22 protein-coding genes are annotated in these 16,506 nt (G+C 63.0%); 6 read left to right on the top strand and 16 right to left on the bottom strand.

From position 1 onward, the window contains the following. Positions 1 to 3: 3 nt before the first annotated feature. Both LOY69_RS00845 and LOY69_RS00840 read left to right on the top strand, forming a co-directional pair. The gene (locus tag LOY69_RS00845; protein ID WP_265074009.1) at positions 4 to 855 is read left to right on the top strand and encodes a hypothetical protein; all 852 of its coding nucleotides are present in this window, start codon (positions 4 to 6) and stop codon (positions 853 to 855) included. After that, positions 839 to 1,303 (top strand): hypothetical protein, encoded by a 465-nt coding sequence (locus tag LOY69_RS00840; protein WP_265074008.1) that lies wholly within the window; start codon positions 839 to 841, stop codon positions 1,301 to 1,303. The genes LOY69_RS00845 and LOY69_RS00840 overlap by 17 nt, the downstream gene beginning before the upstream one ends. 18 nt (positions 1,304 to 1,321) lie before the next feature. Here LOY69_RS00840 and LOY69_RS00835 read toward each other — a convergent pair whose 3' ends face one another. The 7 genes from LOY69_RS00835 to LOY69_RS00805 all read right to left on the bottom strand — a co-directional run bounded on the left by LOY69_RS00835 (position 1,322) and on the right by LOY69_RS00805 (position 6,021). Then, positions 1,322 to 1,510, bottom strand: coding sequence for a hypothetical protein (locus LOY69_RS00835; RefSeq protein ID WP_110595265.1), 189 nt, complete (start codon positions 1,508 to 1,510; stop codon positions 1,322 to 1,324). A gap of 72 nt (positions 1,511 to 1,582) precedes the next feature. Continuing rightward, positions 1,583 to 2,266: a hypothetical protein gene (locus tag LOY69_RS00830; RefSeq protein WP_265074007.1), complete on the bottom strand. Its 684-nt coding sequence runs from the start codon at positions 2,264 to 2,266 to the stop codon at positions 1,583 to 1,585. Continuing rightward, a complete protein-coding gene (locus LOY69_RS00825; RefSeq protein WP_265074006.1) occupies positions 2,263 to 2,844 on the bottom strand; it encodes an RNA polymerase sigma factor in 582 nt (193 codons plus the stop codon). The genes LOY69_RS00830 and LOY69_RS00825 overlap by 4 nt, the downstream gene beginning before the upstream one ends. Before the next feature lie 37 nt (positions 2,845 to 2,881). Beyond that, entirely contained in the window at positions 2,882 to 4,651 is a 1,770-nt protein-coding gene (locus tag LOY69_RS00820) for a vWA domain-containing protein (protein ID WP_265074005.1), read from the bottom strand. A gap of 88 nt (positions 4,652 to 4,739) precedes the next feature. After that, positions 4,740 to 5,300: a YbhB/YbcL family Raf kinase inhibitor-like protein gene (locus LOY69_RS00815; RefSeq protein ID WP_170002517.1), complete on the bottom strand. Its 561-nt coding sequence runs from the start codon at positions 5,298 to 5,300 to the stop codon at positions 4,740 to 4,742. A gap of 201 nt (positions 5,301 to 5,501) precedes the next feature. Beyond that, complete coding sequence (locus tag LOY69_RS00810; RefSeq protein WP_110595261.1) at positions 5,502 to 5,765, bottom strand: BrnA antitoxin family protein; 264 nt, start codon at positions 5,763 to 5,765, stop codon at positions 5,502 to 5,504. Next, the gene (locus tag LOY69_RS00805; protein WP_102882683.1) at positions 5,743 to 6,021 is read right to left on the bottom strand and encodes a BrnT family toxin; all 279 of its coding nucleotides are present in this window, start codon (positions 6,019 to 6,021) and stop codon (positions 5,743 to 5,745) included. The genes LOY69_RS00810 and LOY69_RS00805 overlap by 23 nt, the downstream gene beginning before the upstream one ends. Before the next feature lie 421 nt (positions 6,022 to 6,442). Here LOY69_RS00805 and LOY69_RS00800 point away from each other — a divergent pair, with 421 nt between their 5' ends. Together LOY69_RS00800 and LOY69_RS00795 are read left to right on the top strand one after the other, a co-directional pair. Next, the gene (locus LOY69_RS00800) at positions 6,443 to 6,712 is read left to right on the top strand and encodes a hypothetical protein (protein WP_265074004.1); all 270 of its coding nucleotides are present in this window, start codon (positions 6,443 to 6,445) and stop codon (positions 6,710 to 6,712) included. Positions 6,713 to 6,760: 48 nt separating this feature from the next. Beyond that, a complete protein-coding gene (locus LOY69_RS00795) occupies positions 6,761 to 7,354 on the top strand; it encodes a DUF4291 domain-containing protein (RefSeq protein WP_253167009.1) in 594 nt (197 codons plus the stop codon). A gap of 173 nt (positions 7,355 to 7,527) precedes the next feature. On the opposite strand, the gene LOY69_RS00790 is transcribed toward LOY69_RS00795, so the two are convergent. The 7 genes from LOY69_RS00790 to LOY69_RS00760 form a co-directional block, all read right to left on the bottom strand. Then, positions 7,528 to 9,030 carry a YdgA family protein gene (locus tag LOY69_RS00790; RefSeq protein ID WP_110651256.1) on the bottom strand — a complete coding sequence of 501 codons (1,503 nt, stop codon included), beginning with the start codon at positions 9,028 to 9,030 and terminating at the stop codon, positions 7,528 to 7,530. A 198-nt stretch (positions 9,031 to 9,228) separates the two neighbouring features. Next, entirely contained in the window at positions 9,229 to 9,864 is a 636-nt protein-coding gene (locus tag LOY69_RS00785; protein WP_102882680.1) for an NADH:ubiquinone oxidoreductase subunit N, read from the bottom strand. Positions 9,865 to 9,957: 93 nt separating this feature from the next. Beyond that, on the bottom strand, positions 9,958 to 11,406 hold the full coding sequence (locus LOY69_RS00780) for an efflux transporter outer membrane subunit (RefSeq protein ID WP_102882679.1): 1,449 nt from the start codon (positions 11,404 to 11,406) through the stop codon (positions 9,958 to 9,960). Next, positions 11,403 to 12,293 carry an HlyD family secretion protein gene (locus LOY69_RS00775; protein WP_265074003.1) on the bottom strand — a complete coding sequence of 297 codons (891 nt, stop codon included), beginning with the start codon at positions 12,291 to 12,293 and terminating at the stop codon, positions 11,403 to 11,405. Before LOY69_RS00775 ends, LOY69_RS00780 begins: the two co-directional genes overlap by 4 nt. Next, a complete protein-coding gene (locus tag LOY69_RS00770) occupies positions 12,290 to 12,499 on the bottom strand; it encodes a DUF1656 domain-containing protein (protein WP_011058538.1) in 210 nt (69 codons plus the stop codon). Before LOY69_RS00770 ends, LOY69_RS00775 begins: the two co-directional genes overlap by 4 nt. Further along, a complete protein-coding gene (locus tag LOY69_RS00765) occupies positions 12,496 to 14,583 on the bottom strand; it encodes an FUSC family protein (RefSeq protein ID WP_265074002.1) in 2,088 nt (695 codons plus the stop codon). Before LOY69_RS00765 ends, LOY69_RS00770 begins: the two co-directional genes overlap by 4 nt. Next, positions 14,580 to 15,008, bottom strand: a complete 429-nt coding sequence (locus LOY69_RS00760) for a MarR family winged helix-turn-helix transcriptional regulator (RefSeq protein ID WP_110595253.1) — start codon at positions 15,006 to 15,008, stop codon at positions 14,580 to 14,582. Before LOY69_RS00760 ends, LOY69_RS00765 begins: the two co-directional genes overlap by 4 nt. 197 nt (positions 15,009 to 15,205) lie before the next feature. Between LOY69_RS00760 and LOY69_RS00755 the strand changes: the two genes are divergently transcribed. Both LOY69_RS00755 and LOY69_RS00750 read left to right on the top strand, forming a co-directional pair. Then, on the top strand, positions 15,206 to 15,484 hold the full coding sequence (locus LOY69_RS00755; RefSeq protein ID WP_265074001.1) for an antitoxin of toxin-antitoxin stability system: 279 nt from the start codon (positions 15,206 to 15,208) through the stop codon (positions 15,482 to 15,484). Continuing rightward, positions 15,481 to 15,762, top strand: coding sequence for a type II toxin-antitoxin system RelE/ParE family toxin (locus LOY69_RS00750; RefSeq protein WP_102882674.1), 282 nt, complete (start codon positions 15,481 to 15,483; stop codon positions 15,760 to 15,762). The genes LOY69_RS00755 and LOY69_RS00750 overlap by 4 nt, the downstream gene beginning before the upstream one ends. On the opposite strand, the gene LOY69_RS00745 is transcribed toward LOY69_RS00750, so the two are convergent. Next, positions 15,759 to 16,004 (bottom strand): DUF2789 domain-containing protein, encoded by a 246-nt coding sequence (locus LOY69_RS00745; RefSeq protein ID WP_102882673.1) that lies wholly within the window; start codon positions 16,002 to 16,004, stop codon positions 15,759 to 15,761. The two genes, LOY69_RS00750 and LOY69_RS00745, sit on opposite strands and share 4 nt — an antisense overlap. A 14-nt stretch (positions 16,005 to 16,018) precedes the next feature. Beyond that, a complete protein-coding gene (locus LOY69_RS00740) occupies positions 16,019 to 16,480 on the bottom strand; it encodes an aminoacyl-tRNA deacylase (RefSeq protein ID WP_102882672.1) in 462 nt (153 codons plus the stop codon). Between the last annotated feature and the right edge of the window lie 26 nt (positions 16,481 to 16,506).

Raw genomic sequence — 16,506 nt, 5'->3', positions numbered from 1 at the left:
CCAATGCTGCGCCATCCCCTGCTCAACCATCCCTTCGAGCCAGACATTCGTGATTGGGTCAGCTGTTTCATGGGCTATGACATGCCCCCGGCACTGGATGCCGAACTGAGCCGCTATAACCCCAACGATTCCCAGGACCGCGAATACCTGATCCGTCATTACGCATTGCGGCGCGACTACCCCCAGCAGAACTTCCGTCATCGGCAACGGCTGGTAGAGGTTCTGCAAGCCGCACTGGACGATCCGGACTATGACTTCGACAACATCTGGGAGCCTGCTGAAGATGACGACGAATACGCGCAATGGCCCAGCACTTGGCCGGCGGTGCTCGACGACAGCCGGGACTTCTTCCAGCGCCTGCTGGTCGCGGCCCGGGAGCTGTGGCACGAGGACCTGAGCCGCGCACGGTTGCCGTCTCTGCAGGAAAGCAGGGAGATTGCGCAGCGGGATCGGGGCACCCGCGACTGGCTGTTCAACATCGACAACAGCGAAACCTGGAGAGCGGTCTTCAATGAGGCGGCCACGCCCTATAACTTCAATACCCCAGGCCCGGTGTTTCAAGGCGAGCAACTGAGCCTGCAGCTGTATGGCGATCTGGGACGGCTGTCCGTGCCTTCCACCTGGCCGGCGAGCCAGGCCCCAACCCATTGCAGCTTGATACTCAAGGTCCAGGGCATCAGCGAACTGGCGCTCAGCGGTACGCGCTTCGACGGGCGCATGCGTACCCAGCTCACCCGCCTCAACCCCGGTTATCACCTGCGCCTGGAAATCGGTTTTGACTGCGTGATCGAATGCGTGGCGCTGTCCGTGAACATCACCGACGTCGAAGGAATACGCGATGAAAAGCAACTTTGAAGTGGCCCTTGAGCGTCAGGAAATACCCCAGTTCTTTCGCGGCCAGGGCCAGTACCTGACCCGGGATGGCGATTGGGACGAGCACCTGTACTGCATCAACTGGCCGGGGATCTTCGCTTACCTGCGGGACCACGCCGATGGCGCACAGCAACTGAGCAGCGCCTTCGAGCTTTACGTCTACAGCGTTGGGGAAACCATCGAGGATTGCTTCGGCCTGCGGGAAAACCTGTTCGGCTATTACTCGACCCGGACCCGCTGGGCGCCCGAGAGCGTCGATCTGCTGGCACAGCTGCCGGAGCCCTGCCGGCGGCGCATCGTGCAGCGTTTGAGCTGGTATCGCTGGCAGGTGGAAAATCACGCCCGGCTGCTGCCGGAACGGGCCCGGCGCATGACCGCAGACAGTGCCTGCGCCGAGTTCATCGACCTGCCCGCCTTGCCCTACAGCTGAACCCGGCGGCCGCCGGAATTATTCATCCTCGGCGGCTTCGGCGTCCTGCTGCGCTTGTTCGGCTTCGTCCTGCGCCTCGGGATCGACGCCCTCTTCAGCCTCTTCCAGGCCAAAGTCCTTGCGACTCTCCTTGATGGCCTGACGGATATCCGCGCCCTTGATCGGGCAGTTCAACATTGCCGCTATACGGTCGATGCGGGGTGCCATGACCGGCCTCTCACTTTCTGGAAACTGCGCAGATAGTGCGCGCTTTCCCTGGCGACAGCCAACCCCCGCACCTTATTGACGACGCAAGGCTTGCAGGCGCGCGTCCAGATCCTCCTGTGGATACTGTTCATGCAACTGGAGCAGCAGCTCGGCCGCCGCACGGCTCTGGCCGTCTTCCCACAGGCGCAAGACCGCCTGAAGTTGCTCATCCAGCCGTTTGATCGTCCGGGGCTCGACCGGGGCCGACATGCGCTTGGCCAGCTTGCTCGACTCGGCCCTGGGCTTGGCCAGCGCAGGTGGCGCTGCATCAGCGGACGCTTCCATCTCCGGCGCCGCGGCAAAACTGCCGACAGGGGCCGCCGGTGCGATGGGCGAAGGGGCTGCGGGCTCAGGGACGCTCAAGGCCCCGGCCAGCTCGGCGGAACGTGGCGCCGCCTGGCGTGCCATCGGTGCAGCTGGGGCTGGAGCGGGCGCAGGGACAAAGGCCTGTTCTTGTGGATAGTGCTCCGGGGAAGGCCGCAGCAAGCCAATGACCAGCGCCACACCAAACAGGCTGGCAAAGGCCAGTTGATAGCGCGGCCGCTGGCAGGCGCGCATCCAGCGCTGCCAGAGGCTCGGCTTGGGCGCCGGGGCTTCGCGGCACGCAGTGGCCAGGATCAGGGCATCCAGATGGGCCGGTGGTTCCTGGGCGCTGTGTTGGCGGATGTGCGCCAGCATCTGCTCTTCAGGGGACGGGGTCTGTCGGGCGTCAGTCATGTGAGTACCTCCTCGGCCAGGAGCCGACGCAGTTTTTTCAGCGCATAACGGAAACGGCTTTTCACCGTTTCCAGCGGCGCCTGGGTCAGGCTGGCGATTTCTGGCAGTTCCAGGTCGCCGTGGGCCCGCAGCAGGAACACTTCGCGCTGGTCTTCGGGCAAGTCTTGCAAGGCGGCTTCGATACGCTGCTGGTCGCGGCACAGGCTCAGTTGCTCTTCGGGACCGGGAGCCTGGTCGGCTTCGCCATGCAGTTGTTCGTCATAGCTGTCGTGCAACGGGTTGCGCTGGCCGTGCTTGCGCCAGTGATCGATCAGGCGGTTGCGAGCAATCTGATACAGCCAGGTACGAAAGCTGGCCCGCCCCTGGGGCTGGCTGGTGCTGCGGATCAGGCTGAGCCAGGTGTCCTGGTAGACCTCTTGCGCCAGCTCGGCCTTGCCGCACAGACCCAGGACAAAGCGATACAGGCCCTGGCGATGGCGCTGGTACAGCAGCTCGAAGGCCGCAGGATCTCCGGCGCGATAACGCGCCAGCAGCGCTTCATCGCTGCTGGCATCGGTGGACACTTGGGGAGCAGACATAGGGTGGATGAACTCCTGTTCACTGCTCGTGATGGGTCTATTCAAGACGGCTCTGCACTTGGCTCACGTCCACGGGCTGAGCCTCGGCCTGGGCAGCATTTCCCGTCTGGGTTTTCGGCGCCTGAGTTTGCAGACTTTGCGCCAGCTCCACCAGTTGTACGAACTCGCCGCGCAGTCCGTAAGGATCTTCGCCCTTGGCGCCCCGGGCCAGCTTGGCGGTGTCGGTCAGGCTGAAGTTGCCGGTGTAGCGGCCGTCCTTGAGCTGCTGGGAGAACGCCGCCACCGCAGCAGCGAAGCGCAGGTCGGTGCTGGCCTCAGCCAGTTTAGCCGGCTGCTGCGCGCTGATCGGCCGTTCGATCAAGCGGCTACTGCCACCTTCCGGCGCCTTGTAGCGCACCCGCAGCATCGCCAGTTCACCATTCTTGCCACTCTGCTGCGGCGCCTTGGCCTGTGCATAACGCAGGGGCTCCAGCCAGCCCTTCTCGCCCGCCGGGACGATTTCATACAACGCGGTCACCGTATGCCCAGCGCCGATTTCCCCTGCGTCCACTTTGTCGTTGCTGAAGTCTTCACGCTTGAGGGCACGGTTCTCATAACCCAGCAAACGGTATTCGCTGACTTGGGCCGGGTTGAATTCCACTTGCAGCTTCACGTCCTTGGCCACCACCGCCAGGGTGGAACTGAGCTGGTCCACCAGCACCTTGCGCGCTTCGCGCAGGTTATCGATGTAGGCGTAGTTGCCGTCACCGGCATCGGCCAGTTGCTCCATCAGGTGCTCGTTGTAGTTATCCACACCGAACCCCAGAGTGGTGAGGGAGACACCGCTCTTGCGCTTCTCGGCGGCCATGGCCTTGAGGCTGTCGAAATCGCTGATGCCGACGTTGAAGTCGCCGTCGGTGGCCAACAGGATGCGGTTGATGCCCTTGTGGATAAAACCCTGCTGGGCCATCTGGTAGGCCAGCTGGATGCCCGAGGCGCCCGCCGTGGAACCGCCGGCGCTGAGCTGGTCGATAGCAGTGCGAATCTTCGCCTTGTCGCGTCCGGATGTAGGCTCCAGCACCACTCGCGATTCGCCGGCGTAGACCACCAGCGACACCCGATCCTGATCCCGCAGTTGATCCACCAGCAGCTTGAGGGTGCTTTTCACCAGGGGCAGGCCTTCGCGGCGGTCCATGGAGCCGGAGACGTCCACCAAAAACACCAGATTGGCCGGGGCCAACTCTGCCACCGCGCGATCCGATGCCTTGATGCCGATGCGCAGCAAACGGGTGTGGGGGTTCCACGGCGAGGGCGCCAGCTCGGTGGTCACGCCGAAGGGCGAGCCATCGCTGGGCAGGGCGTAATCGTAGGGGAAATAGTTGACCAGCTCCTCCAGGCGCACCGCGCCTTCCGGCGGCAGGCTGCCCTGGTTGAGCAAGCGGCGGACATTGGCATAAGCACCGGTATCGACGTCGGCGCTGAAGGTAGAGACCGGTGCTTGGGCAACGCTGTGGATCGGGTTGTCCGGCAACTTCTGGTACTGCTCACGGGCCTCGTCGCGGTAACCGGCCATGATCGAATCACGGGCGGCGATGGGCGCCGGCATCGGTGCCGACAACCTCATGGGATGCGCCACGCGCTTGGTCATGGCGGCATCGGCGTGTTGCGCCTCGTACTGCGCTTCAGGCGCAGCCGGCAATGCTCCCTGGGTTGACGACCCGGCGGCGGATTCGGGCTTGGACGACACACCACAGCCGGCAACCGCCAGCAACAGACCGGCGGCGAAACCCTGGGCGACCGGACGAAGGAAATGCACGGGAAGGGACATGGGGGCTGACCTCGGGAAGAAATGATCCATTCCCCCCTTCAGACGAAGCCCCTGAGCCATTCGGGTTAAGCCCTGGAAAAAAATTCACTCAGCGAGCGTAACGGCGCACCACACTGCTATTGCGCAACACGTGGCCGTTGATCTTCTCCAGCAACTGAGCCCGGGTCAGCCCGGCAGGGAGGGCATCCGGCGCCAGATCCAGGGCGTAGATCTGGATGATGTAGTGGTGCGCGCTGTCACCCACCGGCGGGCATGGGCCCATGTAGGAAGTACCGTTGCGGCTGTTGAGGCCGCCCACACCTTCCAGAGTCGACTTGGTGCCAGCTCCGGCGGGAATCTGCCGAGTGCTGGACTTGATGCCGTAATGCACCCAGTGATCCACACCCTGGCCCTTGGCGCCGTCCGGGTCGTGCATGACGATGGCGTAGCTCAAGGTGCCGGTGGGGCCTGCGGTCCAGTTCAGGGCCGGGGAGTTGTTGTGCCCGCCACAGCCCTTGGCATCACTGGCATTGCCGGTGGTGAACAGCCGGTCATCCGAGACCCCAGGGATATTCAGGGTAAAACGCTCCTGGGCCTGCACGGGAAACTGCAGGCACAGCAGCACGGCACCAGCGGCCAGCCAAGTATTGCGGGAGGCAAAGCGAGACATACGAAAGCACCTTTTGCAGATGAGATCAGGGGGCCAGAGGACTATAGCCTGCACAAAAGAGCGCGCTCCTTCGTGCAGGGCGCGGGGAGATTGAGCTTGAGGACAGGGGTAGTTGTAAATGAATATTTCAGAGTCCAACCGCGATCGCGAGCACAGTTCACGGCCGGCCAGACACTGCGCCCGACATGACGCGGCAGGCCCTCAGCCTCGATGGGCCTGCATGTACTGACGCAGCAATTGGTTGATCCGCGTCTGATAACCCGCGCCCTGGCCCTTGAACCACTCCAGCACATCGGCGTCCAGGCGAATGGTCACGGCCTTCTTGCCCGGCAGGTGCACCTCGGCGCGGCGAAAGAAATCGTCATCCAGCTCGGGAATATCTGAAGTATCGATGCTCTGGTCATCGGCTTTCGCCAGGCGCTCCCAATCCGTTTTCGATCCGTCAGTTTTCGATCCGTTGGACATAATATTTAGCCTCCCGTTTAGTGGCTTTTCGCGCCGAGATAATACGCACCGCATGACCCCGCCGCTCGGTATGGACCACCACGCCCACCAGGGTCCTGATCCAACCGAGGCTGACCCAGCGTTCTTCGCCGTAGTCCAGGCGCTCATCGCGCAAGGACAGCACCGGACGCTGGAACATCAGCACGGCATCGTTGAAATCGATGCCGTGCTTGAGCAGGTTGGCGTGGTTCTTGGCCTCGTCCCATTCAAAGTACATGAGCAATTCCGTATTTACAAATGTACATACAGGCTAGCCAACCGTTCGCCAAAAGCGGCCTGGGTAAACACCTGGAAATACAGTCGTAAGCGGGATGGATGTGTACGGAAAAAGCCCTACAGCGTTCTCGGAAAAGACACCGCCACACTTGCCTTGCACCGCTGGAAGCCGGCGGCTTATAGTCCGGCCGTCGCCCAGATGGCGACTCGGGTTTGGCGACCCGACATATAGAGAATGCAAACAACCTGCTTGCAGGTTTTTTTGCGCCCGCATGATTGCTCTATGGCGGTTGTGCGTGGGAGACCTTCGGGTCTGTCGGTTTTCTCTATTGCCGGCTCGCCAACCTGCGCACAACTGCCACCTATTGTTTGGCGACGGTAAGTGGACAGCCGCTCAACTAACGGAATAGAGAGAACTGATCATGAACCGCTACATGCCGATAACCGGCCACGACTGCCTGATTCCTTCCCTGCTGATCGACACCCAGGCGCCCATCGACGTGCTGCACGACGCCGCAGCCTTTCGCATCCGCGCCGCGACCCAACTGCTGGAGAACTTCGCCGCCGAGCCCCTGCGCAGTGAACCGGTGGTTTTGCAGGAACTGACCCTGGTGTGCAGCATCCTGCTGCGCGATGGCTGTGATCTGCTGGATGTGACATCACGGCGCCTGCAACCGCAGGCCGAACTCTAAACACCCCCGGGCGGCTTCCCGGCCGCCCGCTTTTCATAAGGAAATGCCATGCATAAACCCGCAACAGAACTCCCCCAGCGCCAGATCCGCGCGCTCTACGACGCCGACACCATCCGCGTCTACCAAGCCTACTCCGACAGCATCGCCGACGCCGCCCTGGCCCACGGCACCTTCGTCTCCCCGCCCTTCAAGATGGAGCGCATGACCTGGATAAAGCCGTCTTTCCTGTGGATGATGTACCGCGCCGGCTGGGGCTACAAAGACGCCGGACAGACCCGCATCCTGGCCATCGACATCAGCCGCGAAGGCTTCGAATGGGCCCTGGCCAACGGCTGCCTGAGCCATGCCGACGAGTCCATGAGCAAAGAAGAGTGGTTGAAGTTGAAAGATCAGTCGCCGGTGCGCATTCAATGGGACCCGGAGCGTGACCTGTACCTGCGGCCCCAGGAACATCGCGCGATCCAGATCGGCCTGAGCAAGGAGGCCGTGCAGTTGTATGTGAACCAGTGGATCAAGCGCATCACCGATGTCACCCCCCTGGCCCACGAGATTCATCGGCTTATTCAGCTAGGTGATTTGGACGGCGCCCACAGTCTGATTCCGCAAGAACAGGAATATCCCACTCCCCGCGAGTACAGATGAGTCGCCCTTGGCGCCAGCTCAACCATCAGCGACGCCTGCCCTACCTCCTCAGGACTGAGGCGCAAACACTGCATGACGACCCCTCTCCGGACAGCAAAACGCCCGGGCTGTTGAACAGCGCCGGGCGTTGGGCTTCGCGGTCGGAGGGCGCCAGAGACGCCCCCACTTAGGGCTTACTGCAAGGTGCCAGCACCGCCCATTTTGCTCATGACAAAACCCACGAACTGCTCGACGGTCATCTTCTGGCCGTTGAAATTCACTTCGTTATTGGCGTAGTGCAGCGACGACACCACCGCATTGCCTTCCAGCTTGGCCAACTGGGTGGCCAGGGCCATGGCGCTGAGCATTTCCGCGGTGGCGGCGCTTTGCTCGGCGATCTGCTTGGCGTCGGTCTGGCCTTCGGCCTGGGCCTGCAAGGCGGCGACGTCAGCCAGCATCGGCTTGGACAGCGACAGCTTGGCGTCCAGCTGGCTGATCAGTTGCTTGCCCAGCTCAGCCGGCGGCAGTTCCAGGCTCTGCGGCTTGGCCAGGTCCAGGCTCAGGCTGAAGCGGCTTTCACCACCAGCGGTCTTGAATGCCAGGCTTTCCAGGGCGATCTGTGGTTTGGCTTCCAGGACCTTGTTTACCGCGGCACGTACCTTGACCTGCTGGGCGTCGCTCATTTGCAGTTCCGGTGCCGGCTCACCCTCGGCAGTCGCCTCGTTGGCCGCCTGCTGATACGGCTGCAGCACGGTCTGGTAGATCTGGAGCAGATCGAGCATGCCCTGGCTGTCGAGGTTCTTCATGCTCCAGAGCATCTCGGCCGAACCCACGGTCTTGCCGTCGAAGGCGATTTCGCCCACTCGGTAATCCGCGCGGCCCGCTACTGTGCTGCCGGTTTCTTCGCTGGAGGTCTTCTGTTCGAAGTTCTTCAGGGTCAGCACCGACTGCTTGTCACCAAAGGTGGCCTTGGTGCTGGTGAGCTCCAGGGTGTTCTGGCCCAGGTAGTAGTCGAAGCTGCTCTTTTGCAGGTTGCTGGCCAGGGTCAGGCCGTTGATTTCCAGTTTGAGCGGTGCTTTTTCTGGCGAGCTGAGGAACAGGCTCAGGCTGTCCATGTAGCCGTCGACCTTGGCTTTCTGGCGGTTTTCGCTGACGCTGAAGGTGGCGTTCAGGCCGGAGAACTTGAGGTTGTTCAGCTCATCCAGGGCCAGCTCCATCGGAGCGAAATCCACAGTGCCCTCGGCGGACAGGTCATAGCCAACATTGACCACGCCCTTGAACGGTGCAGCGCCCTTGGTGGCGGCAAACCACTTGTCGGTCTGGGCATTATTTTCCAGTTGGTAATGACTGGACGCCATGACGGGCAGCCACTTGAGACGGATCAGGCGCGAGAAAGGCAGCGGGCCGTGTTCGATGTGGTCGGCGATCATCAGTTCCAGCCCACCGTTGAACACCTCGCCCTCGGTCTTGAGGCGGTAGCGGGCGTCGCTGCTGAACACGCCACGCTCCAGGGACACCAGTTCCAGGGTAGCGGTGGCGTCGTAACCGATCAGCGCCGCTTGCAGCTCCTTGTTGCTTTCAACCACCTGCTGCTGCAGAACCCCTTCCAGCTTGGTGCCGGTGTACCAGGCGCCGCCGGCACTGATGACACCTACCGCGACGACGATTCCTAACAGTACGCCTGCTGATTTATTCATGTCTGACCCGATCAATATCCGTTGTTTGAAGGTGTGCTCGTCTTCCCTGAACCCATGACGGGTTGCGGCTCGACTCCGCGCAAAACCGGCGCAGATTACCACTGGCGGCTAGCGCGAGCCCAATCTTTGAATGTGAAAAACCGCGGAACGCGGGGATCGGGCCCTGTAGCGGTTGCCGCAGGGCCGGGGGAAGGGATTTCAGGAATATTCGACTTCCAGGGCATCGAGTTGATGGTCGAAGCTCTTCAGGCGGGCGCTCCAGGTGTAGACCAGTACTTCGAAATCCCGATCGATCACCGGGCTGTTGCCACGGGATTCGCCACGGGGATCACAGAAATCCAGCTGGTATCGCTCCCGGGCCATGGCGGTGGCGACATCCGACAGTTCCCGGGCATTGCTCAGCCAGTGATGGCCGTCATCGGCCTGTTTGTCGAGCAGCATGCACTGCTTTTTCAGAGCTTCCAGGCTCTTTTCCAGCGGGGTGCCGGTGAGTTCGCCCATGACTTCGGCGAAGGTCCGCCCCGGCTGCCAGTAGCTGCCCCAGAAGTAACGGTCGAACACGGTCTCAACCCGGCGCAGAGCCACCTTGGTGTCCCAGATCATCACCAGGGTCTTGCTCTGTTCGAGCTGTCTTTTCTTGATTTTCTGACTTTGCCACGAGGCCCAGGCCACCACACCGATGGCCAACACCGCGATCAGCGCGCTGGCGCTGTCGAGGAACACCATGGCCTTGTCGATCTGGTGGGCCAGCATGATGCCGTAGAAGTAGGTGGCAGACAGCAGCACCAGTGCACAGAGCGCACACCAGAAGCCCGGAGCATAAGGGTTTTTCATTATTGGAATCCCCATGACCATCACATGCTTTGATCGGCTGGAAAGTCCATTGCACGCAGGACGTTTCCAACAGATCAAAGCATAGCAACGGCCTCAGGGTTTCGCGGGTTGCGAGCCTTGCGTTCGTCCGCTTTCCCAACCGCCGCCCAGGGCCAGGAATAGATCGATCTGGCTCATCGCCACCTGGGTGTTGGCCGCCGCCAGTTGCGCGCGCATATCGGTGTAGGTGCGGGTGGCTTGCAGGTCGGCGAGGAAGGAAGCGCGCCCGGCCTGGAAGAAACGGTGAGTCTGGTCCGCCGCCAGTTGCGCCGACTGCTCGGCATCCGCCAGGGCCTCGCGGCGTTGCAGCTGGGCGCTGTACTGGGCCAGGCCGGTCTGGGTTTCACGAATGGCGTTGAGCACGACTCCGTCGAAATGGGCCAGGGCGCCCTGGCTCGCCGCTTCGGCCTCATGAATGCGCTCACGGGCGCCGTTGGCCGGCACCGTCCAGCTGATCAGCGGACCAAAGCCCCAGCGGTTGGTGGAGGGCTTGCCGAGGTTGTCGAGGATGCCCACGGTGCCGACCGTCGCGCCAATGCTGATGTCCGGGTACAGGGCCCCGGTGGCCACGCCGATGCGCGCGGTGGCGGCGGCCAGTTGGCGCTCGGCCTGCCGTACATCGGGACGACGCTTGAGCAGCGCCGCGCCATCGCCCACCGGCAACAGCTGGGCGATGTGCGGTAACTCGGCGCACGTGCCGGTGCCGGCGGGCAGTTGATCCAGCGGTTTGGCCAGCAGCATCGACAGGCGAAACAGCCCCGATTGGCGTGCGGCTTCATAGCGCGGCAACTCGGCGCGCAGGGATTTGAACTGGGTCTGGGAGCGGGTGACCTGGGTTTCGTCGCCGCGCCCGGCATCGCGCAGGCGCTGGGTCAGTTCGGTGCTCTGGGCTTGCAGGCGCAGGGAGTGTTCGGCGATTTCCCGCTCCTCGTTGGCCGCGCAGACCTGGGTGTAGGCCCGCACCACGTCCGCCACCAGGGTGATGCGCGCGGTATCGGCCGCCGCCTGGGTGGCATCGGCATTGGCCTGGGCCGCTTCGATGCCGCGTTGCAGGGTGCCAAACAGGTCGAACTGGTAAGAGGTGCTGATGGACAGGTTGCCGACGTTGGCCACCGGTACTTTTTCCGGCAGCAGGAAGGCTTCGCCAGACTCCTGCAGGCGCTCGACCCCGGCCTTGACCCCACCGCTCCAGCCACCGGCTGCCTGGGCCTCATCCACCTGAGCCCGGGCCCGGGCCAGGTTGGCCGCGGCCACGCGCAAGTCGGTGTTGGAGGCCAGGGCCTGCTGCACCAACTGGTCCAGACGCGGGTCCTGGTACAGGCGCCACCAGTCGGCGGGCACCGGCGCCGACACCACATTGGCGCCCTGGGCGGTCAATTGGCCCTGCAGGTCCTGGCGTTGCAGCGCCGCGTCCTTGGGCAGACGGTAATCCGGCCCGACCATCTGACAGGCCGAGAGCAGCAGGCCGAGTCCGGCCAGGGCCAAACGTGCGCCGCTGTTCATTGGCCGGGCTCCCGCTTGGCCTGGTCGTCGAGGATCGACACCGTGGCGGTACGTCCGGCGATCATGCGGAAGTCCGCCGGCACCTCATCGAAGGCGATGCGCACCGGAATCCGCTGGGCCAACCGCACCCAGCTGAAGGCCGGGTTGACGTTGGGCAACAGGTTGGAACCGCTGCTGCGGTCACGGTCCTCGATCCCGGCGACGATACTTTCCACATGCCCGCGCAGCCGCGCGCGGTCGCCGATCACACGGATGTCCACCGCCAGACCAACATGAATGCCGTCGAGCTTGGTTTCTTCGAAGTAACCATCGATATGAAAGGAGTTGCTGTCCACCACCGACAGCACCGGGCGCCCGGCGGTGACGAATTCCTGAGTCCGCGGCGCGCGGTCGTTGACGTAACCGTCCACCGGGCTGCGCACCACCGAGCGGTCGAGGTTGAGCTGGGCGCTGTCCACCGCCACCTGGGCCTCGGCCAGGGCCGACTGGGCGCGGGCCTCGCGGGATTGGCTCTCTTCCAGTTGCTCGCGCGGCACCAGGTTGCCCAGGCCACGGTTGCGCTTGGCCTCGCGCTGGGCCTGGGCCAGGGTTTCCTGGCGGTCGGCCAGGGCCGCCTTGGCTTGACGCAGGGCCAGCTTGAAGCGGTCCTGGTCGATGCTGAACAGCACCTGGCCGCGCTTGACCAGTTGGTTGTCGCGCACCTGCACCTGCTGGATCAGCCCGGACACGTCCGGGGCGATCTGCACGATATCGGCGCGGATGTGCCCGTCCCGGGTCCAGGGCGCGAACATGTAGTACATCACCATGCGCCAGACCACCACGACCGCGAAGGTCACCACCAGTAACGTCAGGACCACACGACCAATGGTCAATAAAGGTTTTTTCATGTCATCAGGTATCGACTGAGAGAGTCCACCGCGCCCAGCAGCAGCGCGTAGAGACCCACGTTGAACAGCGCCCGGTGCCAGACCAGGCGATAAAAGTGCAAGCGCGTCAGCACCCCGTGCACCAACAGGTACAAGCCATAGGTGATGCCCATCAGCACCAGCAGCGTGGGCAGGAACACCCCGCTGATATCCAGATCACCGATCACAAGGGCGCTCCATCAATGCCATGGGGAAGGGGTTGTTCAAGCTCGCCGGTGGCGACGAATTCCACCCCCGGCAGCAGCGCCAGGCGCAGGCCACTGAGGGCGTGCAGCAGGTGCAGGCGGGTTTCGTCGTCGCCTTGCAGGCCCTGGCTGTTGAGCGCTCGCCGAGTGCGATCCAGGGTCATCAGCAACGCACTGGGTGCGGGCAGGCGCTCACCGGCCTTGAGGCAGGCCTTGAAGTATTCGCCGACCTCGGCCACCACCCGGCGCAGCAGGGTCTGGGCCTGTCCTTGCACCCGTGGCGCGTAGGCCTGCAGGTCCAGGACATTGAGCGCCACGCGCAACTCCCGCAGGGCGGCGCCGGTGTCCTGGCCGGTCATGGCCAGGCGCGGCAGGTGCTGCATCAGCCGGTCGAGCATCTGCGCGCCCATGTGCCGGTGCTCGGCCAGGGTTGCCGGCTCGGAGAGGCTGACGATGTCGCGCCAGCTGAAACGGGTCAGGCGCTTGGCCGCCAGCTCCGAACCGAACGGCCGGGCGATCAGGGTCCAGACAAAGGCAAACAGCAGGCCCATGGGCCCGGCCAGGTTGGCGTTGGCAAAACTCAGGAAGTCCGCGTCGTAGGCGCCCTGGATGCTGATGAAGGACGAGGTGTTGACGATGGTCAGGAGCATGCCCAGGTAGAACCGCGGTTGCACCGTCAGGGTGCCGACGCAGATGAAGGGCACGGCAAAGGCCAGCACCAGCATGGGGAAGTCATGCAGGTTGGGCAGGATCAGGAACAGGTAGAGGCTGGCGAACAGCACCGACATCGCAGTCCAGAAAAAGAACCGGTAGATCTGCGGGGCCGGGTCGTCCATGGAGGCGAAGAAGCTGCAGGCCACCGCCGCGAGGATCACCGCGCTGCCGCCGTCGGTCCAGCCCAGGAGTATCCACAGCACCGAGGCGACGATGATTGCGAGCACCGTCGAGCCCGCCGAGTACAGCATCAGCCCGCGGTCGAGAAAGGGCGTCAGCCGGCCCAGGCGCCAATGCCGGTAGACCGCGCGCCAGGTGTCCTGACTTTCGCTCTGGATGGCGTGCTGCAGGCTGCGGCAGTCCTGCCACAAGTCGATCCACTCGCCGAGGCGGTACAGGGCGTTGGACAGCAGCAACTGGTGCCGGTCATCCAGGGCTTCTGCGCTCGGCTGCAGGGCTTCAAGCTCATCGCGCAGGGCTTGCCAGCGTTCCACCGAAGCGTCCCGGGCAGTGTCTTGCAGCCATTCATCGGCCTTGGCCAGCAAGGGGGCAAATTGCGCCACCCGCTCCGGGGTACGCCGCTCCAGGGCGACCAGGGCGTCATCCAGGGCATCCACCACCGGCAGCAGGTGGATCATCCGCCCGCGCAGTTCCTTGGTGTTGCGCACCGTCTGCGGCCGGGCGCCTTCGTGGGGCAACTGGCCGATCATCAACTCCAGGGTGTTGAAGGTGCCCACCATCGACGTGCGCAAAGCGCTGACTTCTTCAGGCTGGACGTTGCGGGCCAGGAAGCGCTGGCTGTAGCGCGCGGCATCGGCGAACCACTTGCTGGTGGAATCGACGAACACCGGGGCCAGCCGCCGGGGCCAGAACAGGCTGCCGATGACCGCAGCGCAAATGATGCCGAGGAAGATTTCCTCGGTTCGTGCCTCGGCCACATCCCACACCGCCAGAGGGTTGTCCACCACCGGCAGGGCAATCAGCGGCAAGGTGTAGCCGGCCAGCATCAGGGCGTAGTTGTTGGCAGTGCGCAAATGCATGGACAGGAACAGCAAGATCCCGGTCCACAGGGCGATGATCAGCACCAGCAGATAGGGGCTCTGCACGAACATCGGCACCAGCAGCACCGCAGCCGCCGCGCCAAGAAAGGTACCGACCGCCCGATACAGCGCCTTGGAACTGGTGGGGCCGACAAAGGGGCTGGAGACGATGTACACCGTGGCCATGGCCCAATAGGGACGCGGCATCTGCATCAGCATGGCGATGTACAGCGCGATCATTGAGGCGGCGAAGGTGCGTACACCGTAGAACCAGTCCCGCGCGGGGGGCATGCCGGTGAAAAAGCCTTTCAAGATGGCAGCACCGGTACATGGCTGGCGGACTCGAAGGCGCGAATCACCCGCAGTGCCGCTTCCAGGTCGCTGCTACTGATGCCTTCGAGGACTTCATGGCGCAGGCGCACCAACTCGCTCTCCACGGCGTGCACCAGCTCGCGGCCGCTGTCGGTCAGGCTCAGGCATTTGGCCCGGCGATCGTTGGGGTCTTCACTGCGGCACACGTAGCCGGCGCTGCACAGTTGATCCAGCAAACGCACCAGGGATGGGCTTTCCATCCCCGCGGCCTGGGCCACCGTGACCTGACGCACGCCCTCGCCCAGGCGCCCGATCATCAACAGGGGCACCGCACAGGCTTCGGAGATGCCAAAGTTGACCAGGGTGGTCTGGCAGATACGCCGCCAATGCCGGGACGCGACCACCATGCCACTGCTGATGTTCATGTGGAGTGATTCAAGGGAGTTGGACACTAGATGGTTCGCACACTGTTAGTTTGCTAACTATCAATATGGCATCCACGGATAAATCCAGTCAAGTTTTGTAACAATTACCCAGCCCAAGCATCCTGCTGATCCGCTTCCAGCCAGAGCAGATACTGAAAAGGTATATACTTTTTCATGACTTTTTGCGGAGAACGCTCATGCCAAAGCACGCCGTCTTTACCATGAAACTCGAAACTGAACTGCGGGATCAGTTCATGGCGGAAGCACAAGCCTGCCACCGTCCGGCCTCGCAGATCATTCGCGAAATGATGCGCGATTTCGTCCAGAAGCAGCACGAATCCCGGGAGTACGAGGCATTTCTGCAGCAGAAAATTAAGCTCGCCCGAGCCTCGGTGGAAGCTCAACGCGGGCACAGCCATGAAGACATAGAAGCCGAGTTCGCTGCCAGACGCGCCAAGGCATCGAGGCCCGAATGAACATCGCCTGGGTTCCAGAAGCCGTGAAGGACCGCTCGGACATCTGGGATTACCTGTACGCCCTCAACCCAAGGGCGGCCGTTGAGATGGACAGGCGCTTTAGCGACTGCGTCGAACACCTGATCCTCAATCCACATATCGGATCTGTGGGGCTGGTGGTCGGAACCCGCGAGCTGATTCCCCACCCCAGCTATCGCTTGGTCTATCAGATCGACCAAGACAGGATCTGGATACTGACCCTGGTACACACTTCTCGCCAATGGCCACCGCTGAGCTAGCCCCCTCGCCCCCTGCGCAACAACACATCCAACTGATCCACCACCTCCGCCCAGTCCGCATCGTCGAGCAGTTCCGTGCGCAGGAAATCCGCCTGGCTCTTGCTCCAGAAGAACGCGTCCGCCAGGTGCAACTCCGGTTTCAGCGGGGAATGGGTCGCGATGAATCGATCAATGCTCACCGGGTCATCAGCCAGCCCCAGTTGCTTGAACAGCGCCGGCAGATTGTGGGTCGGTGATTCCATGGTCTGACTCCTGATCAGTGAGACACTTCGCAAACCTGGGCGTGGGGCACCATTTTCAGATACTCAGCCATGCTCATGTGCACCAGGTTGTGGTGATTGCCGGCCTCCAGATAGATGTCTTTCTGCCGGGTCAGGCAGGGGTCGATGACGACATCCAGGCCATAGGATTCGCCAAGAGCCGGCACCGCGCCGCGCTCGCAGTCGTTGAACAGATGGGCCAGGGTGCTTTCCCGGGTGATCTGCCATTCACCGCTGCCGCGGACCTTGCTCAAATCCAGATGACGGCTGGCGGGCAATACCGCCATCAGGTAGTGACCGTGGTGATCGTCGAGAATCACCGACTTGGCCAGCCGCTGCGCGGGAACCCCCGCCACACGTGCGGTCTCCAGGCTGCTGGCCGAGTGAGGGTGAGTTATCAGGTCAAATTCGCAATGCGCCAGCTCCAGGCTGCGTTGCACGGTTCTTGCCATACGCATGATGCACCTCGGTGCCCCGAAACCGG

It is taken from the genome of Pseudomonas sp. B21-059 (assembly GCF_026016285.1).
GTDB classification, from domain to species: Bacteria; Pseudomonadota; Gammaproteobacteria; order Pseudomonadales; family Pseudomonadaceae; genus Aquipseudomonas; species Aquipseudomonas danubii.
Note: the sequence above shows the minus strand (reverse complement) of the source record. Positions and strands in the feature narration are given on the sequence as shown.

What these genes read in the sequence shown, in the direction of transcription:
- LOY69_RS00750 (WP_102882674.1), top strand. Translation starts at nt 15,481, where the DNA reads ATGAACATCGCCTGGGTTCCAGAAGCCGTGAAGGACCGCTCGGACATC.
- LOY69_RS00780 (WP_102882679.1), bottom strand. Translation starts at nt 11,406, where the DNA reads ATGAACAGCGGCGCACGTTTGGCCCTGGCCGGACTCGGCCTGCTGCTC.
- LOY69_RS00745 (WP_102882673.1), bottom strand. Translation starts at nt 16,004, where the DNA reads ATGGAATCACCGACCCACAATCTGCCGGCGCTGTTCAAGCAACTGGGG.
- LOY69_RS00740 (WP_102882672.1), bottom strand. Translation starts at nt 16,480, where the DNA reads ATGCGTATGGCAAGAACCGTGCAACGCAGCCTGGAGCTGGCGCATTGC.
- LOY69_RS00785 (WP_102882680.1), bottom strand. Translation starts at nt 9,864, where the DNA reads ATGAAAAACCCTTATGCTCCGGGCTTCTGGTGTGCGCTCTGTGCACTG.
- LOY69_RS00820 (WP_265074005.1), bottom strand. Translation starts at nt 4,651, where the DNA reads ATGTCCCTTCCCGTGCATTTCCTTCGTCCGGTCGCCCAGGGTTTCGCC.
- LOY69_RS00825 (WP_265074006.1), bottom strand. Translation starts at nt 2,844, where the DNA reads ATGTCTGCTCCCCAAGTGTCCACCGATGCCAGCAGCGATGAAGCGCTG.
- LOY69_RS00845 (WP_265074009.1), top strand. Translation starts at nt 4, where the DNA reads ATGCTGCGCCATCCCCTGCTCAACCATCCCTTCGAGCCAGACATTCGT.
- LOY69_RS00805 (WP_102882683.1), bottom strand. Translation starts at nt 6,021, where the DNA reads ATGTACTTTGAATGGGACGAGGCCAAGAACCACGCCAACCTGCTCAAG.
- LOY69_RS00760 (WP_110595253.1), bottom strand. Translation starts at nt 15,008, where the DNA reads ATGAACATCAGCAGTGGCATGGTGGTCGCGTCCCGGCATTGGCGGCGT.
- LOY69_RS00795 (WP_253167009.1), top strand. Translation starts at nt 6,761, where the DNA reads ATGCATAAACCCGCAACAGAACTCCCCCAGCGCCAGATCCGCGCGCTC.
- LOY69_RS00775 (WP_265074003.1), bottom strand. Translation starts at nt 12,293, where the DNA reads ATGAAAAAACCTTTATTGACCATTGGTCGTGTGGTCCTGACGTTACTG.
- LOY69_RS00790 (WP_110651256.1), bottom strand. Translation starts at nt 9,030, where the DNA reads ATGAATAAATCAGCAGGCGTACTGTTAGGAATCGTCGTCGCGGTAGGT.
- LOY69_RS00810 (WP_110595261.1), bottom strand. Translation starts at nt 5,765, where the DNA reads ATGTCCAACGGATCGAAAACTGACGGATCGAAAACGGATTGGGAGCGC.
- LOY69_RS00840 (WP_265074008.1), top strand. Translation starts at nt 839, where the DNA reads ATGAAAAGCAACTTTGAAGTGGCCCTTGAGCGTCAGGAAATACCCCAG.
- LOY69_RS00755 (WP_265074001.1), top strand. Translation starts at nt 15,206, where the DNA reads ATGCCAAAGCACGCCGTCTTTACCATGAAACTCGAAACTGAACTGCGG.
- LOY69_RS00815 (WP_170002517.1), bottom strand. Translation starts at nt 5,300, where the DNA reads ATGTCTCGCTTTGCCTCCCGCAATACTTGGCTGGCCGCTGGTGCCGTG.
- LOY69_RS00800 (WP_265074004.1), top strand. Translation starts at nt 6,443, where the DNA reads ATGAACCGCTACATGCCGATAACCGGCCACGACTGCCTGATTCCTTCC.
- LOY69_RS00830 (WP_265074007.1), bottom strand. Translation starts at nt 2,266, where the DNA reads ATGACTGACGCCCGACAGACCCCGTCCCCTGAAGAGCAGATGCTGGCG.
- LOY69_RS00835 (WP_110595265.1), bottom strand. Translation starts at nt 1,510, where the DNA reads ATGGCACCCCGCATCGACCGTATAGCGGCAATGTTGAACTGCCCGATC.